Origin of the sequence: Amycolatopsis sp. AA4, assembly GCF_002796545.1 — a bacterium.
Lineage (GTDB): Bacteria > Actinomycetota > Actinomycetes > Mycobacteriales > Pseudonocardiaceae > Amycolatopsis.
Genome location: NZ_CP024894.1, coordinates 6,384,335 through 6,401,288 on the forward strand (window position 1 = coordinate 6,384,335; position 16,954 = coordinate 6,401,288).

Consider the following 16,954-nt stretch of genomic DNA (forward strand, 5'->3'; position numbering starts at 1 on the left):
AGTGTCCATGAGTTTCCTTACTGAAGGATTTTAGAGGGCCTGGCGGCGGTAATCCATGATTCCGGCCGCGATCAGCGCGACGATGCCCGTGCCCACCAGGGACACCTGCACCAGCTCTAGTGCCTGGAAGTCGGCCGCGGCCATGGTGGCCTTGAGGACAAGCGGCTGGATCAGCACCAGCGAACAGCACAACGCGAGCGAGAACGACCATGCGGGCGAACGTCGCCGGAGCGCGAAATAAGCGGGGATGACGAGCGCGGCCGCCCAGGCGAACCAGGAAAGCCCGCGGAAATACGACTCGCCGAAGAAACCGAAGCAGAGCGCCGAAGCCGTGACCCCGATCAAGGCGAGCCACCATTTCCGCGCGGACGGCAGCGGTGCGTCACGGTGGAATCCGGCGATCAGGAACACCAGCGGCAGCCATTGCGGGACGAAATAGCCCAGCAGATCAGGACTGAAACTGAAGGAATACTGGTAAAGGAACGCCGCGAATCCGGCGACGAGCACGATCCCGGCGACTCCCCGCGCGGCGCGTCGCCGTCCGGCGAAGAGAAGCGCGAGAGGTACTGCCGCGGCGGCGACCAGCGCGACGTCCCGCCAAAGCTGTTCGGCCGACGGGAAAGTGTAGAGCGACAAGGTGGCGTCGAGACCGGCTGCGTGCAGACCGCTCGTTCGTGGATAACCGAACGCGTCGTACAAGTCGTGACCGAGGGAGACGGCGCCCTTCATGACGCCCCAGAGGAGTCCGAGCAGGGCGGCCAGGCGGACGGTGTCGCCGAAAGCGACCACCCGAGCCGGGGCTGCCGCGCCGGCGGCCAGCCGGGCACGCAGGCCCAGCCCCAGCAGCGCGAGCAGTTCACGCCCTTCCGCCAGGCTGCCGCCGCCCGCCTCCCGAGCGTCGAGCAGCGCGCCGACCAGTTCGTCTTCGCGGTCGGCGCGGTACCAGCGGGGAAGAAGCCGCATCATCCGGCGATAGTGCCGCTCTGGCGCGGTCATGCGAACCTGCTGGAGCTAGACAAGAAGCCAGTCGGCCAAGGACGCCGAACCTCGGGAGCACTCATGCCCCACCCCCGAGCGCCCAGCCCCGCGCCCGCAGCACCGACTCCGCCGCGGCGGCATTCGCGGCCAACCTCCGAGACTGCTCGGCCAACGTACGGGCCCCGAGGTCGGTCAGCCGGTAATAGCGGCGCAGCCGGCCCTGGTGGATCTCCTCCTTGTCCCGCTCCGCCCATCCGTCGGCGACCAGCCGGTCCAGCACGCCGTACAGCGTGCCGACCCGCAGCCGGACCCGGTTTTCGGACAGCTTTTCGACGGCCTGGACGATGCCGTAGCCGTGCTTCGGCTCGTCGGCGAGCGCGGTGAGGATCAGGAAGACCTGCTCCGACATGCCTCGTTCGGTCACCCGTCCATATATATCACATCGCGATATATGCGGGTGGCCGATTTAATGAACCCGCAGGTCGGCGACCGCGATCCCCTCCAGTTCGACAAGGCCAGCCGGGAGGCGAGGACGGGCGAGGACCGGACTTACCCGCCGTCCCGGGTACTGGCCGCCGAAGAACTCGACCAACCGGATCGCGTGGACCCGGGCCGGGCGCGACAGGAACGCAGCACGCGGTTCCGGACCGGGGGGGGCGACCAAATCGTCGCGCTAGTCCGGATTCGCCCGGAGCAGCGGGAAGAATTGGCTCGCACCGCGCTCGCCATTCGCGGAGAAGAAATCAATACGAACGGATGGTTGCGACTGGAGGCGGCCTTCCCGGATTCCCGGTACGCCGAATGGGCGCTGTGGCAGCTCGCCGAAAACGCGGAAGTCCTTGCCCCACAAGCCATGCGGGCCGCGCGGCACGAGCGCGCCGCCGCGATCGCCGCCGCCTGCGCCGAGCCTGCCTGAGCCCTCGACACTGGCACTGCCAGCACCTTCCGTAGTTGTGCGAATACCTACTCGCTGGTAGGTTACCCGCCAGTCGTGATCCACTTCATGGTTCAAAGGGGAGTCATGATCCGGAAACCCGTCCGTGCGCTGATCGCCGCCGCCGCTCTCGCGATCACGTCCGCCGTCGCGCTGCCCGCCGCGGCTTCGGCCGATTCCTTCTACAGTTACGACGGCAGCACGCCGCTTTCGTCGTACGCGCCGGGCACCGTATTGAAGACGCGGACGTTGACATATCACGTGTTCGGCTTCCCGACTCCAGTACAGGCCACGCAGGTGCTCTACCGGACCGCCGACGCCCAGGGCAACCCCACCGCGAACGTCACCTCGATCGTCCGCAATCCCTTGCACAGCAACGGCAAAGCCGTGTCGTACCAGTCCGCGTACGATTCGCTCGATCCGGCGGACGCACCGTCGCGCGCGATCGCCGGCGACGTCCGGTTCGGCGGCGTGCTGCCGAACGCGGAGTCGCTGCTCATCGCACCCGCGCTCGCGCTCGGGTACAGCGTCGTCATCCCGGACACCGAGGGCCCGACGGCCGATTTCGCCGCCGGTCCGGAATACGGCAAGACCACTTTGGACTCGATCCGCGCCGCGACGCACGCGCCCGGCACCGGCCTGACCGAATCCACTGAATTCGGCCTCCTCGGCTATTCCGGCGGTGCGATCGCGACCGGCTGGGCTTCGGCGATCGCCGGGAGCTACGCGCCGGAGGTCGAGAAGAACCTCGTCGGGTTCGCCGAGGGCGGGGTGCTCGTCGACCCCGCGCACAACCTCAAGTACGTCAGCGGCAGCCCCGTCTGGTCGGGCGTGATCCCGATGGCGCTGATCGGCGTCTCGCGCAGCTACGGCATCGACCTCAAGCCGTACGCCAGCGAGTACGGCCTCAAGGTGCTCGCCGAGCTCGAGCACGCGTCGATCGCCGATGCGCTGGGCCACTACCCCGGCCTGACCTGGCAGAAGCTGGTGAAGCCGGAGTACGCGGACCCGGATTCGGTGCCGCCGTTCGTCGACGCGGTCAACAAGGTGAACATCGGCTCGGCGGCGACGCCCTCGATCCCCGGGTTCATCGCGCAGGCCAGCAACGGCGCGCTCGAAGGCACGGTCAGCAACGAACCGGGCATCGGCGGCGGCGACGGCGTGATGGTGGCCGGGGACGTGCGCGCGCTCGCGAACCAGTACTGCGACACCGGAAACACGTCGATCGAGTACACGCAGTACGACGCGCTCAGCCACTCCACCGCGGTCCCGGTGTGGGCCCCGGCCGCGATCGCGTGGCTCAACGACCGGTTCGCCGGCAAGGCCGCGCCGTCCAGCTGCGGCCACATCCCGCCGGGGAACTCGCTGGCCCCGGAGCAGCACACCGGGTCCTGACCGGCCGCGGGCAACGGTTCGGCGGCGAAACACGCGCCACTGCGGCACCCTCGTCGCCGAACCGCCCGGCCCGCCCGGCCTGCCCAGAACTTCCGACCGCCCTCCGCAGGCGGATTGCCGAGGCAGGCGCGTCCTGCACACCGGCACTTTTCGCAAGATTTCCAACCGCCGTCACTGGCCCACTGCCCCACGCACGGTGAGATCCCACGGAAGCTCCGATCCACTCCGGACACTTCGCCCGCCCCGCTCTGAGCACCACGGCACCGTCTTCCCGGGCACCAACCGCCACCAGTGGCCGACCACCGAACGCGCAGTGAGATACCACGCGCAAGCGCTGGAAAACGGGGACGTTGACCTCCCCGGCCCGACCACTCCGCTGCCCAGCCGAACCGAAGAAAGCCCCTGCCCGCGCGAAGCGGACAGGGGCTTTCCCCGTTGAGCTAACGAATCAGCCGTCCGAATCGGCCGACGGAATGAACGCACCCGGCACCTGGTCCGGGGCGAAGATCTTGTCCTCGCCCGGATACGGCTGGGTCCATCCGTGCACCTGGTACCACGTGAAGTGGTCCATCTGCGCGGGGTTGGCGTAGTCCGCGGTGGCGTTCGGGCCGGTCAGCTTCTGCTGCGCCTGCCACTGCTGCCACTGCTGCGCCAGCTGCTGCTTGTCCGCGGGCACCGCCGCCGACGCCGCCGCGGTGGACGCCGTCGGGACGTTGTCCGTGCCGCACGACGGCGGGGTCTTCAGACCCGCGGTCAGCGACGTCTGGTTCGGCACCGCGGTGAACGGCGTGTTGTCCGGCTTCGGCGTGAACGCGGTCGCCATCGGGGTGGCCGCGCTGTCCTTCTGGTTCATCGGGTGGATCCCGAGGATCTGCTCGATGGTGCGGATCATGGTGATCTGCGAGTAGTACCGGCTGTCGGTCTTGCCGTGCTGGGCGTACGGGCTGATGATCTGGATCGGCGCCCGGTGCCCGTCGACGTGGTCCAGCCCGGCCTGGGAGTCGTCCTCGACCACGAAGATCGCCGAGTCCTTCCAGTACTGGCTGTGCGAGATCTTGTCGACGATCTTGCCGACGGCCAGGTCGTTGTCGGCGACCTGCGCGGCCGGGCTCGGCGGCCCGCCGGTGTGGTCGCTCGACAGCCAGAACATGTTCAGGTCCGCCGGGCCGTTCTTCTCGAAGTCGTTCTTCCAGATCTCGTACCGGTACTGGTCCGGCACCGCGGTGTCGAACTTCGGGAAGCCCGGAACCGAAACGCTGTTCAGCGACGGGATCGGCGACGACGAGACCAGCGGGTACGCGGTCGGCGCGCCGGTCGCGGCCATGTTCTTCGAGTCGCAGTACAGGTTCTGCCAGCTCGCGTCCGCGGGCTTGGTCAGGAACTGGTGGAACTCGCCGAAGTCGCGGACGGTCTTGCCCGCCGCCTGCGCCCCGGTCCACAGGAAGCCGCTGCGCTGGTGTCCCAGCGCGTCGTCCTCGGTGTCGTAGCTGCGCTTGTACTCGCCCGCGGACGACTCGGTGTACTCCGGGTTGTCCGCCTGCATCAGCCAGTTGTGGCCCTCGGCCGAGTTCGTGCCGATGTCGTAGGTGTTGTCGTACAGGCCGAACTGGTTGGCCAGCGCGTGCTGGTTCGGCGTGACCGCCTGGCCGAACTGCGCGAGCGCCGGGTTGCCGTTGCCCTTCGCGATGTCGCCGAAGAGCTGGTCGTACGTCCGGTTTTCCTTGACCAGCAGGAAAACGTGCTTGATCGTCGACGGGTCGCCGAGCCGCTGCGGGACCGGAACCGGCTTGACGTTGCGGTTGCCGTTCGCCTTCTGCACCGAACCCGGCGTCCAGCCGTTCTGCTTGAACACCTGGGACGTCTGCGTCCAGGTCTGCCAGTCGGCCGGCAGGGTGAAGCGCTGGAGGCTCGACGTGGTGTCGTGCGTGGCGTGCCCGGCCGCGGTGGTCGGGCGGCGGGCGTCGATGCCGCGGGTGTTCGCGACGAGGATGTTGTTGCCCGACGCGGAGATACCAGACGGGAAGTAATCCGTCGGCAGCAGACCGATGAACGCGGCGGGGGCCTGCGGGAACCAGTAGCGGTAGACCGCGACCGCGTTGGCCCGGCCGAGGGTCACGAGCAGGTGGCCGTCGTCGGTGAGCGCGATGTCGGTCGGCTCGTACCCGACCTGCGCTTCGGGCCACGGCTGCGTCGCGATGGTCTGCACCACGACGCCCCGCTGCGTGTCGATCACCGAAACGCTGTCGCCGCCGGTGTTCGCCACGAACAGGGTGTTGTTCTTGGCGCGCAACGCGGTCGGGTGCAGGCCGACGTCGATGCTCTTCACCGGAGCGGACGGGTTCGCCAGGTCGATCACGCTGACCGTGCCGGTGGTGGCGGCCGCGGTCTTCGGGTCGGCGACGATGTCAGTGTCGTACGAGTTGATCGTGGTGTCGCCCGGCTTCGCCGCGCGGCCGCCCTCGTTGCTGACGTAGATCCGGTTGCCGATCTGCACCAGCGCGCGCGGCGCGTTGCCGACGGTCCAGCTCTGCTTGATCTGGCCGCTGGCCGCGTCGATCGCGACGACCCGGTTCTGGCCGTTCACCGCGGAGTACACAGTGGACCCGTCCGCGGAGAAGATCGCGCCCGCGGCGAGGGAATGCTTCGAGCCGTCGGCCGGGATCGGCACGAACGTCGGGTTCGCGACGGTGCCGTCCGGGTTGACGGTGAACTTGCGGTAGCCGTCGATCTGGCCCAGCCACAGCGTTTTGCCGTCCGGCGAGTACGACGGGCCTTCCTGGCCGACGTCGTTGCCGGGCAGCTGCAGGTCGGCCTTCTTGTCCTTGCCGACGAGCTGCTGCACCTTCCAGCTCTTCAGGTCGACGATGGTCAGCGCGATGCCGCCGTCGGTGGTCAGCGCGGCGAGGTGGCTGCCGTCCGGGCTGACCGTCGAGGACATGATCTTGCCGTTCGGCAGGACCAGGCGCTCGCCGATCGGCTTGAGGTACTGGTCGCTGGAGATGGTCAGGCCGTTCTCGGTTTCCTGGCCGACCTGGTCGGTGCCGAACTGCTTGGTGGAGGCGAGGCCGATGCCCGAGCCCGCGGCGACGAGAGCGACCGTGGTCGCCCCTGCCGTGACGAAGCGCAGCTTGCGGGATCTGCGGAGTTCTTTCTTCCCGCCACGCCTGCGACGGCGCGTTACTTGCATGTCCTCATCCCTTCGTGGAGGCGAGCAGCTCGACGTTGCCGTCGAACTGCCACAGCGGGTTGGGCCGGTCCCCTTCCGGGGTCCGCACCTGGAAGTAGCCGTTCACTTCCTTCGGTCCGTCGCCGTCGGCGACATACCGCCCGTCCGAGGTGACATCGAGCTGGTAGATCGCCTGCCCGGTCGCTGAGATGCCAGGGAGATGCCAGGAGACGACGCAACGCCAGTCGTTGCCCGGGCCTTCGGCCTCGACGAGGCCGCCGCCCTTGGTGCATTCCGTGCTCGCGGCGAGCTGCTCCTCCGTGACGTCCGGACGGTGCAGTTGCGCGGCTTGGATGCGGTAGAGGTGCGCGAATTCGACCGACAGCGACCGCTGCAGTTTCGCCTGGTCGATGCCGGAGCCCGACGCGGGCGTAGCGACCGCGACGACCGCGACCGTGACGCCGACCAGCCCGGCCAGCGGCAGCAGGCCCGCAGTCAGTACGCGACGACCCGCCCCGTCGTAGGTCAGATCGGTGAAGTCGCGTCTCACGAACAGTATGTAGGCCAGCGCGGTCGCGACCACTGCCCAGACCAGGCTCACGCCGACGCCGATCAGCAGCGGACCGAACTGGACTGGGTCGGTGAAGAGGCCGTTCCACGAGATGAACGCGTACGTCGGCAGCGCGAGCCGCACGACGACCGGCAGCGGCAGCAGTTGCGCCACCGTCATCACCAGCGCGACCACCGCGGGCAGCAGCAAGCCCATCGGCGACCGTCCTAACGCGACAGAGCCGAGCAGGCCGATCCCCGCCAGGGCAAGGGTCGGGGCGAGCACGCAGACCCAGGCGAGAATGACCTTCAGCGCCGCGTCGCCCGAGGACAGCAGGTGTCCGTCGAGCCCGACCAGCGGCTGCCCGCCGACCGCGACGAGTCCGCCGACCGTGCTGGACACCGCCAAGCCGAGGACCAGCAACAGGATCACGGTGCCGCTGGCGAGTGCCTTCGAGACGAAAATCCGCCGGTATGACCGCATCGCCACCAGCAGGTGCCGCCAGGTGCCGAGCCGGTCCTCGGCGGCGAAGACGTCCCCGGCGACCAGCGAGGTCAGCAGCGGAAGCGCGTAACTGCCGGCGAACCCGAGCAGGACGAGCGGCCCGGCCCAGCCGGTGATGTTCATCAGGCGGCCGAACAGGGTGTCCACCGGCAGGTCGCTTTGCTGGCTGACCGCGGCGACGAAGACCGCGGGCGCGAGCCAGCAAGCGAGCAACAGCACGCGGATCCGCCACTGGGACAACAGCTTCACCAGCTCGAACCGGTATCCGCGGCCCAGCCCGACCGGGCGGACGGAGGCCGGTGCCGCTTGCCCGTCGACGACAGTCATCGCTTGTCCCCCTGCTCCGTCAGCTCCAGGAAGGCCGCCTCCAGCGGCGAAACCACCGGAGCCAGTTCCCGTACGCCGATGCCCTTGCCGACGACGCGCGCGACCAGGTCGTCGAGCGCGGGCACCAGGCCGCTCACCACCAGGACGTCGGCCTGCCCGCGCGGGGTCTGGGTGTCGTCGATCCGGAGCCCGGGCACGTTCTCGGCGATCTCGCGGGCCGCCTTCTGGTCCGAAGTCACCAGGCGGTAGGCCAGTTCGCGGTCCTCGGCGGACAGTTTCGCCAGCGGGCCGGTGAAAACGACACAGCCCGCGGACAGGATCGTCACCTCTGAGCAGAGCGCTTCCAGGTCGTCCATCCGGTGGCTGGACAGCACGACCGCGGTCCCCTCGTCGGCGAGCCGGCTGAGCACGCCGTGCACGTGTTTCTTGCCCGCCGGGTCGAGGCCGTTCGCAGGCTCGTCGAGGATCAGCAGCCGCGGTTTGGTCAGCAGCGCGGCGGCGAGGCCGAGGCGCTGGCGCATGCCGAGGGAGAATCCGCGCGCCCGGTCGTCGGCGACGTCGGTGAGCCCGACCTGCGCGAGAAGGGCGTCGAGGTCGACGGTCTGGCCGCGCAGCGAGGCCAGCGCGGCGAGGTTCTGCCGCGCGGTGAGCGACGGGTACAGGCCTGGTCCGTCCACGAAGCCGGAAATGCCGTCCGGGATGGCGAACGCGCGGCCGACCGGGCGGCCGAGGATCTCGAGTTCGCCCTCGTCGGCGACCGCGAGTCCGAGCAGCAGGCCGAGCAGCGTGGTCTTGCCCGCTCCGTTCGGTCCGACCAGGCCGTGGATCTCGCCGTACGCGACGTCGAGATCCACTCCGTCGAGCGCGATCACGTCTCCGAAACACTTGGTGATCGCGCGGGCTCGCACCGCGTCGCTGGTTTTCATCCGTCCCCACTTTCCGAAGCCGTGAGGAACTTAGGCACGACAAGTGACATGCGAACCCGCGCCAGGTTGAACGTTGGGGAAACCCCGTGCGCCGCGGCCGGTTTCCCTCGAACTAACCGGACAAAACGGGATCAAGTACGCGGCGGTAAAGTGTCCGAGATCTCCCGGACCAGCACATAGGACCGTTTCCGCTCCGCGTGGTCGTGAATCGGGGTGGTGATCATCAGCTCGTCCGCGCCGGTTTCGGCGATGACTGTGCGCAACGAATTCCGCAGTGCCGCCGGCGCTCCGGCGAGGACCGGACCGGGCCCGATCGCCGGGTCGACGACCGCGTCTTCCGGACGCGGCAACAAGATCCGCTCGCCGCGCGAACGGCTCAACGCCTTAGCCCGAATGGACCTGGCGAGCCATTCGGCGCGCTCTTCGGTCGCGGCGGCGACCACCGCGACGCTGACCACAATGGACGGTTCGCGGGTCCGGCCGGGACGGAAGTTCTCCCGGTAGCTCCGGGTCGCGGCGGCGGCTTCGGCGGGACGGAGATGGTAGGCGAACGCGTAGGGCAGGCCTAGTTCGGCGGCGAGGTGTGCGCTGGCCGTGCTCGAGCCCAGCAGCCAGATCTCCGGGACGTTGCCGCGTGCGGGAGTTGCGCGCAGCGGTCGGTCGGCGTCGGTGAAGTACTCCAGCAATTCCTCGAGGCGGCTGGGAAAGCTTTCCGCCGGGCCGGGATTCAGCGCCTCGGCGATCCGTGGCGGACCGCCGAGCGCGCGGCCGAGCCCGAGGTCGATCCGGCCCGGGTGGAACGCGGCGAGCGTGCCGAACTGTTCGGCGACGACGAGCGGCGGATGGTTGAGCAGCAGGACACCGCCCGCGCCGACGCGGATCCGGCGCGTGGCATCCGCGACGCGGGTGGCTGCCACGGCAGGCGCGGCGCTCGCGACCCCGCGCATGCTGTGGTGTTCGGGCAACCAGTAGCGGTGATATCCCAGCTCGTCGGCCAGTTCGGCCAGGTCGACCGTGCGCTGCAGCGCCTCGCGCGCGGTCGATCCCGCGACGATCGGCGACGTGTCCAGCACGGAGACCCGCATCCGGGCATCATCCCGGACCGGGCGCGGCCGGACAACCGGACCGCCCACGGTCTCAAGTGGACGGTCCAGTCCCGGTTTACGAGGTCTCCCGCACCGGCGCGGGCGCGACCTCCTCCTCTTCCACCGCCTCGCTCAGCTGCCAGCCGCCCCGGCGACGCAGCACCACGAGGTAATAGACCAAGGCCAGCAAGGCAATCGCCGCGGTGACGATGAGGCTCGGCCGTCCGATCACCGGGTCGGTCGCGTTCACGTACAGCACGAACGCCAGCGCGACCAACGCCACCACCGGCGCGATCGGGAAACCGGGCATCCGGTACTTCGCCCCCGCCGTCGCCCCGGAGCGGCGGCCCAGGATCGCGCCGAGACAGAGCGCCGCGTACACGACGACGATCGACGTGCTGGTCACGACGGTCAGGATTTGCGGGTCCACAAAGCACAGCGCGGCGGCGATGAAGCCGGTCGCCAGCGTCGCGACCCACGGGGTGCCGAACTTCGGGTGCACCGCGGCGAGCGCGCGGTTCATCGCCTTCGGCCACGCGCGGTCGCGGCCGCTGCTGAACACCAGGCGGGAGCTGATCAGCACGATCGCGAGGACCGCGTTGATGATGGCGAGCGCGACCGCGAGGCTCAGCACAGTGTCCAATGTGGTCCCGCCGCGGGCCTGCACGAAGTACGACAACATGTTGGGAGAGTTGAACAAAGTGCCGAGATCCGGGGCGCCCATGAGCACCGCGGTGACCGGGATCAGCTCGGCCAGCACGGTGACCCCGAGTCCCATGAGGACAGCGCGCGCCACTCCGCGTCCGGCGTCCTTGGTTTCCTCTCCAAAGTAGACAGCCGAGCCGTAGCCGTTGTAGGCGAAGATCGCGATGGCGGTAGCGATCATCACCGCGCTGATCGTCGCCGGGCCGCCGCCCGGGGCGACCGGATGCGCGAGCAGATCGGAGAACGGGCGGGCAGGCTTGACCAGCCCGAGCACCGCGACCACGGCCAGCGCCAGCAGCTCCACGGCGAGGAAAATGCCCGTGACCCAGGCGTTCAGTTTGATGTCGAACACCGCGACGATCGCGGCGAGCACGCAGGTCACCGACGCGACGATCGCCGGGGAAACGCCGGGCAGCACCACGCTCAGGTAGGTGCCGACGCCGAGCGCGATCACCGCGACGATCAGCACCTGCGTCACGATCATGATGCCCAGCACCATGAATCCGGGCATTTTGCCGAGCGTGCGGGCCGCGATCGTGTACTCGCCGCCCGCGCTCGGGAAGGCAGAACCCAGTTCGGCGTACACGAAGGCCATGAAGACGCCGACCACGGCGGCGGCGAGGAAGGCGTAGAAGGCGCCCGATCCGGCGCCGGTGAGGACGCCCGGCGCGATGACGAACACCGAGGACGCCGGGCTGATCGCGGAAAGCGTGATCAGCAGCATGCCGAGGGTGCGCAACCCGCGGCGCAAGACGGGGGTGGACAACGCTGGCCTCCATCACGTCGTTGTTTGAATGGAACTAAAATAACCAGCCGGGCGTTCAGCTAAGGCCCTCGCGCCCGCCGCGTCAAGACTTCGGCGGTCTCGATCCGTTCCGGGGGTTGCGTTTTTCGAGATTTGTTCAAAGAATCAGGGCATGGCAAGACCGAGCAAGGCCCCCGAGCGGCGGGCGGAACTGGTCGCGGCGGCGCGGCACACGGTGGTCGAACGCGGCGTGCTGAACCTGAAGCTGCGCGACGTCGCGGACCACGCCGGCATGTCGCCGGGTTCCCTGTTGTACTACTACCCTTCCCTGAGCGACCTGCTCGAAGACGTGCAGCAGGAGGCCGTCGAACGCTTCTGCGTAGCGCGCGAAGCCGCCGTCGCCGCCGAGTCCGACCCGCGGGCCCGGATGCGCGCGATGATCAGCAGCGGACTGCCGAACGGCAAGAACGACGAGCTGTGCGTGCTGCTGTACGAACTGGGCACCATCGCCCGCCGCGAACCGGCGTACTCCGCGCGGCACATCGCGCTGTACGAACGGCAGGTCCGCGGGTACGTCGGCATCCTGGAAGCCGGTGCCGCGACGGGGATTTTCGACCTGACCGACGCCCCTGTCACCATCGCCCGCAACCTCGTCACGCTCGAGGACGGGTACGGACTGCACCTGACGCAAGCGGTGCCGCCGCTCGACCGATCCGTCGCCGAGGCGGCGGTGCTGTCCTACGCCCGCGTTTCGACCCGATGCTCCCTGGAGGACCCCGCATGACCCGCGCCCGCGACCTGGGCATCGCCCTCGGCGGCAAGCCCGGCCCGCACAACGCGATCACTGACATCCCAGGCGTCGAGGTCGGATACACCACCTTGATCGAGGGTTCGTCGGTGCGGACCGGCGTCACCGCGATCCTCCCGCGCGGCCGTTCGCGGTTCGACGTGCCGTGCTCCGCCGGTACGTTTTCCTTGAACGGCAACGGAGAAATGACTGGCCGAGCCTGGCTCGCGGAGACCGGGTCCTTGACTCTGCCGGTTCTGATCACCAGCACCCATTCGGTGGGGCAGTGCCATCGCGGAACGATCGACTGGGTGGTGCGCGAACGCCCGGACGCCGCGGCGGAATGGCTGCTGCCGGTGGTCGCCGAGACGTGGGACGGGTATCTCAATGACGTCAACGCCCCGACCATCCGGACCGACCACGCCGTCGCCGCCATCGACGCGGCCACCTCCGGGCCCATCGCCGAAGGTTCGGTCGGCGGCGGCACCGGGATGACCTGCTACGGCTTCAAGGGCGGCACCGGGACTTCGTCACGGGTTGTTTCGCATGGCTCGGACAGCTACACCGTTGGGGCTCTGGTGCAGGCGAACTTCGGAAGCCGCCCGGAACTCACCGTAGCCGGGACGCACCTGGGCACCGAACTGGCCGACGACAACCCGATGGCCGACACAAGCTGGCTCGCTCCGGCGGGCGCGGGGTCGGTGATCGTCGTGATCGGGACGGATGCGCCGCTGTTGCCTGGTCAGTGCACCGCCCTGGCCCGCCGGGTGCCGCTGGGGTTGGCTCGGACCGGGACCACTGGATCGCACTTCTCCGGCGACCTGTTCCTGGCCTTCAGCACGGCGAACGCGGGCGCGTTGACCAGCCATTTCCCCCGGCCGGACGACGAACCTTACGAAAGCATGCGGTTCATCCCGTGGGGTGCGATTGACCCGTTCTTCGAGGCGGTGGTGCAGGCGGTCGAGGAGGCGGTGCTGAACGCGCTGGTGGCGAACGAGGAGATGGTCGGGCACCGGGGGCACCGGGTTCCGGCGCTTCCCCTGGCGCGGTGGGGAGCCTAGAGCAGGCGCGGCGGGCTCGCCCGGGCGCTTGGCTGGGTACGCGCCGCGTTCGGGCGAGCCGGAGCTTTCCGGACCCGCCCCCGCCGAGAAAGCCTCGTGAGTGCCTAGGCCGGTTCTAACCGGCTTGGGCACTCACGAGGCCCCACACCGACGCACCCCGCCGGACCACGCACCCGCACCTCCCCGCCCTCGGCATCCTCCTCGCCGCCGCCGCACCGCCCGCCATGGCCGCCTCGCCGCGACACGCCGCCGCGGGCAAGACACGCCGGTCGCCACCGCACGGGAAGACTCGCCGAACCGCATCACTGCTCTCGGGGCTCGGGGCTCGGGACTCGGGACTCGGGGCAAGTCGGCACATCGCCGCAGAGCTGCTCACGAGCGGACCCGCCACGCCTCGCCCGCCACCCGCCTCGCCGCCGCAGTCCCGCTTCCGGAGCCGCATCCTGGCCGCGCTCACGACCGCCGCCCCGGCCCCGCCTCTCGGAGCCACACCACTGCGGTCGTGCCCGCCAGCGGACCCGCCAAGCCACGCCCGCCACCTCACCCCGCAGACCCGCCTCCGGAACCGCATCGCCGGTCGTCCTTCCGTCGGCCAGCCCGCTCATCTCGGCCACCGCCCGCCGGGAACCGCCAGTCGCCCGACCCCTTGCCCCGACCCGCCAGGATCGTATATCTTTTGAGATATCTTCCTCTCCCGACGACATCCGGGCAGGTCAACCCCCATGAGTCCCGCATCTAGCACTACCCCGCCGGAGCGGCCGGGCAAGGTTATTGCGCTTCATTTGAACTATCCGTCCCGCGCGAAGCAGCGCGGGAGGACCCCGGCGAAGCCCTCGTACTTCGTCAAGCCGACGACCTCGATCAGCACCTCCGGCACTCCGATCGAACGCCCGGCGGGCACCGAACTCCTTGCTTTCGAGGGCGAAATCGCGCTCATCATCGGCAAGCAAGCCCGGCGCGTCACCCCCGACCAAGGCTGGGACCACGTCGAGAGCATCACCGCCGCCAACGACTTCGGCGTATACGATCTGCGGCACGCTGACGGCGGCTCCAACCTCCGCTCCAAGGGCGGCGACGGCTTCACGCCCCTCGGCCCAGCGACGATCCCCGCCGCGGAGGTGGATCCCGCGAAACTCCGCGTCCGCACCTGGGTCAACGGCGAAATCGTCCAGGACGACACCACCGAGGACCTCATCTTCGACTTCGGCACGCTCGTCGCCGATCTCTCCCAGCTGAGCACGCTCGAACCCGGCGACGTCATCCTCACCGGGACCCCGGCCGGATCGTCCGTCGTCAAGCCGGGCGACACGGTCGAGGTCGAGGTCAGCTACGGCGCGAAAAGCACCGGGCGGCTCGTCACGCCGGTCATTGAGGGCACCACACCGCTCCCGGAGTTCAGCGCTCAGCCCAAAATCGACGACAACCAGCGCGAACAAGCCTACGGCGACCGGGAATCCGCGGGACTCCCGGCCGAGTTCGTGCTCACCGAGGAACTCAAGACCAAGCTCACCAGCGTAGGCACGGCAACGCTTTCGGCCCAACTGCGCAAGAACGGCTACAACCACGTCTCCATCGACGGCCTCGGCTCCACCCGCCCGGATACGAAACTCATCGGCCGCGCGAGGACGCTCCGTTACGTGCCCTTCCGCGAGGACCTGTTCAAATCCCACGGCGGCGGTTTCAACGCACAGAAACGCGCCATCGACAGCCTCAATCCCGGCGACGTCCTGGTCATGGAAGCCCGCGGCGAAAAGGGAACCGGCACGATCGGCGACATCCTCGCCCTGCGCGCGCAGGTCCGCGGAGCGGCGGGAATCGTCACCGACGGCGGCGTGCGCGACCTCGCGGCGGTGGCGGCGCTGGACATTCCGACCTACCACTCCGGTCCGCATCCGGCAGTGCTCGGCCGCCGCCACGTTCCCTGGGACGTCGACATCACCATCGCCTGTGGCGGCGCGACAGTGCAGCCGGGCGACGTAATTGTCGGCGATTCCGACGGCGTTCTCGTGATTCCGCCGCACATGGTGGAGAAAATCGCGGACGCGGCGATCGAGCAGGAACGCCAGGAAACGTTTATTGCGGAACAGGTCGCGAACGGCGAGAGCGTCGACGGCCTGTACCCGATGAACGACCACTGGAAGGCCAGGTACGCCCAGTGGCGCCCGTAGCAGGCGAGAGCAAATCCCAGCGCGCGTACCGCTGGATCAAGGACCGGATCGCGGACCGGACCTTCGGTCCCGGCTATCGGCTGGTGCTGGGGCAGATCGCCAAGGAACTGGACGTCAGCGTCGTCCCGGTGCGCGAAGCGATCCGGCTGCTCGAGGCCGAAGGGCTGGTGACGTTCGAGCGGAACGTCGGCGCGCAGGTCGTGATGGTCGACGAGACCGCGTACGAGCACACCATGCAGACCCTTGCCCTGGTAGAAGGTTTCGCCACCTCGCTGTCCGCGCCGAAACTGTCCACTGAGGACATCGCACGGGCGCGCGCGGTCAACGAGCAGATGCGCCTGTCGCTGGAAAACTTCGAACCGCACCGGTTCACCGAGCTGAACCAAGAGTTCCACTCTGTCCTCTTCGAACCCTGCCCCAACCCGCACGTGCTCGACCTCGTGCACCGCGGCTGGCACCGGCTGGCGTCGCTGCGCGATTCGACGTTCAGCTTCGTCCCGGGCCGCGCGCACGAATCCGTCAAGGAACACGAACAGCTGCTGGTGCTGATCGAGCAGAACGCCGACCCGCTGGAACTCGAACTGGCCGCGCGCCGGCACCGCACCGCCACCCTCGACGCCTACCTCGACCGGCGGGCCGCCCCGCCCGCCGAAGCTCCCTAGGAAGGACCCCGCCCCATGAGGTTCCGCAGCACCCCGAACGCCATCACCGGCTCGATCGCGCCGCTGATGACCCCGTTCACCGCCGACGGCGCCGTCGACCACGAGAGCCTGACCAACCTGGTGAACTGGCAGCTCGCGTCCGGTTCGCACGGCGTTTCGATCGGCGGCTCGACCGGCGAGCCCGGCGCGATGACGGTGGCCGAGCGCGCGGAAACGATCCGCACGGTCGCCAAGGCGGTGGACGACAAGGTGCCGTTCATGCCCGGCACCGGTTCGGCGAAGCTCGACGAGACGCTGGAGCTGACCGCCGAGGCACGCGACGCGGGCATCGACGCCGCGCTGATCATCACCCCGTACTACGCGCGGCCCACCCAGGAAGCGCTCTACCAGTGGTATGCCACGGTCGCGAAGGAATTCCCGGACCTGCCGATCGTCGCCTACAACGTGCCGAGCCGGACGTCGGTCGACCTCGCGCCGGAGACGGTCGCGCGGCTGTTCCGCGACTTCGACAACTTCGTCGGGATCAAGGAGACCACCAAGGACTTCGAGCACTTCTCCCGCGTACTTCACTTGTGCGGCAAGGAATTGCTCGTCTGGTCGGGCATCGAACTGCTGTGCCTGCCGCTGCTTTCCCTCGGTGGCGCCGGATTCGTGAGCGCCACCGCGAACATCGCCCCGGCGGCCAGCGCCGAGATGTACCGCGCGTGGACCGAGGGCGACTTCGACCGCGCCCGCGAGATCCACTACGGCCTGCACCCGCTGGTCGACCTGCTGTTCGTCGAGACCAACCCGGCCCCCGGCAAGTGGGTGCTGGAGCAGCGCGGCCTCATCCGGTCCGGCTTCGTGCGCCCGCCGCTGATCACCCCGACCGAACCGGGCCTCGCCCGGATCACCGAACTGATGCGCCAGGGCGAGCAGTACCTTTCGCCCGTCGACGGCTTCACCGTGGAAGGAAAGTGAC

The 16,954-nt window shown here is 68.9% G+C and carries 14 protein-coding genes; 7 read left to right on the forward strand and 7 right to left on the reverse strand.

The annotated features are described in order from the left end of the window. Nucleotides 1-30: 30 nt before the first annotated feature. Nucleotides 31-996, reverse strand: coding sequence for a hypothetical protein (locus tag CU254_RS29510; protein ID WP_009081969.1), 966 nt, complete (start codon nucleotides 994-996; stop codon nucleotides 31-33). A 61-nt stretch (nucleotides 997-1,057) separates the two neighbouring features. After that, entirely contained in the window at nucleotides 1,058-1,402 is a 345-nt protein-coding gene (locus tag CU254_RS29515) for a PadR family transcriptional regulator (RefSeq protein WP_009081971.1), read from the reverse strand. A 45-nt stretch (nucleotides 1,403-1,447) separates the two neighbouring features. Here CU254_RS29515 and CU254_RS29520 point away from each other — a divergent pair, with 45 nt between their 5' ends. After that, on the forward strand, nucleotides 1,448-1,894 hold the full coding sequence (locus CU254_RS29520) for a WYL domain-containing protein (RefSeq protein ID WP_050788311.1): 447 nt from the start codon (nucleotides 1,448-1,450) through the stop codon (nucleotides 1,892-1,894). A gap of 105 nt (nucleotides 1,895-1,999) precedes the next feature. Beyond that, nucleotides 2,000-3,307 (forward strand): lipase family protein, encoded by a 1,308-nt coding sequence (locus tag CU254_RS29525; RefSeq protein ID WP_037715199.1) that lies wholly within the window; start codon nucleotides 2,000-2,002, stop codon nucleotides 3,305-3,307. Between the two features lie 448 nt (nucleotides 3,308-3,755). On the opposite strand, the gene CU254_RS29530 is transcribed toward CU254_RS29525, so the two are convergent. The 5 genes from CU254_RS29530 to CU254_RS29550 all read right to left on the reverse strand — a co-directional run bounded on the left by CU254_RS29530 (nucleotide 3,756) and on the right by CU254_RS29550 (nucleotide 11,336). Further along, complete coding sequence (locus CU254_RS29530; RefSeq protein ID WP_009081976.1) at nucleotides 3,756-6,494, reverse strand: bifunctional YncE family protein/alkaline phosphatase family protein; 2,739 nt, start codon at nucleotides 6,492-6,494, stop codon at nucleotides 3,756-3,758. A gap of 4 nt (nucleotides 6,495-6,498) precedes the next feature. Further along, nucleotides 6,499-7,854 carry an ABC transporter permease gene (locus tag CU254_RS29535; RefSeq protein WP_009081978.1) on the reverse strand — a complete coding sequence of 452 codons (1,356 nt, stop codon included), beginning with the start codon at nucleotides 7,852-7,854 and terminating at the stop codon, nucleotides 6,499-6,501. Beyond that, a complete protein-coding gene (locus CU254_RS29540; RefSeq protein WP_009081982.1) occupies nucleotides 7,851-8,780 on the reverse strand; it encodes an ABC transporter ATP-binding protein in 930 nt (309 codons plus the stop codon). The genes CU254_RS29535 and CU254_RS29540 overlap by 4 nt, the downstream gene beginning before the upstream one ends. 131 nt (nucleotides 8,781-8,911) lie before the next feature. Further along, complete coding sequence (locus CU254_RS29545) at nucleotides 8,912-9,865, reverse strand: MsnO8 family LLM class oxidoreductase (RefSeq protein WP_037715201.1); 954 nt, start codon at nucleotides 9,863-9,865, stop codon at nucleotides 8,912-8,914. 76 nt (nucleotides 9,866-9,941) lie between these two features. After that, nucleotides 9,942-11,336, reverse strand: coding sequence for an APC family permease (locus CU254_RS29550; protein WP_009081986.1), 1,395 nt, complete (start codon nucleotides 11,334-11,336; stop codon nucleotides 9,942-9,944). A 151-nt stretch (nucleotides 11,337-11,487) separates the two neighbouring features. Here CU254_RS29550 and CU254_RS29555 point away from each other — a divergent pair, with 151 nt between their 5' ends. From CU254_RS29555 to dapA, 5 genes are all read left to right on the forward strand, one after another. Beyond that, nucleotides 11,488-12,099: a TetR/AcrR family transcriptional regulator gene (locus CU254_RS29555; RefSeq protein WP_009081987.1), complete on the forward strand. Its 612-nt coding sequence runs from the start codon at nucleotides 11,488-11,490 to the stop codon at nucleotides 12,097-12,099. Continuing rightward, a complete protein-coding gene (locus tag CU254_RS29560) occupies nucleotides 12,096-13,163 on the forward strand; it encodes a P1 family peptidase (protein ID WP_037715203.1) in 1,068 nt (355 codons plus the stop codon). Before CU254_RS29555 ends, CU254_RS29560 begins: the two co-directional genes overlap by 4 nt. A gap of 722 nt (nucleotides 13,164-13,885) precedes the next feature. Beyond that, on the forward strand, nucleotides 13,886-15,331 hold the full coding sequence (locus CU254_RS29565) for a fumarylacetoacetate hydrolase family protein (RefSeq protein ID WP_009081990.1): 1,446 nt from the start codon (nucleotides 13,886-13,888) through the stop codon (nucleotides 15,329-15,331). After that, a complete protein-coding gene (locus CU254_RS29570) occupies nucleotides 15,319-15,993 on the forward strand; it encodes a GntR family transcriptional regulator (protein ID WP_037715206.1) in 675 nt (224 codons plus the stop codon). Before CU254_RS29565 ends, CU254_RS29570 begins: the two co-directional genes overlap by 13 nt. Before the next feature lie 15 nt (nucleotides 15,994-16,008). Then, nucleotides 16,009-16,953 carry a 4-hydroxy-tetrahydrodipicolinate synthase gene (dapA, locus tag CU254_RS29575; protein ID WP_009081995.1) on the forward strand — a complete coding sequence of 315 codons (945 nt, stop codon included), beginning with the start codon at nucleotides 16,009-16,011 and terminating at the stop codon, nucleotides 16,951-16,953. Nucleotide 16,954 lies beyond the last annotated feature (1 nt).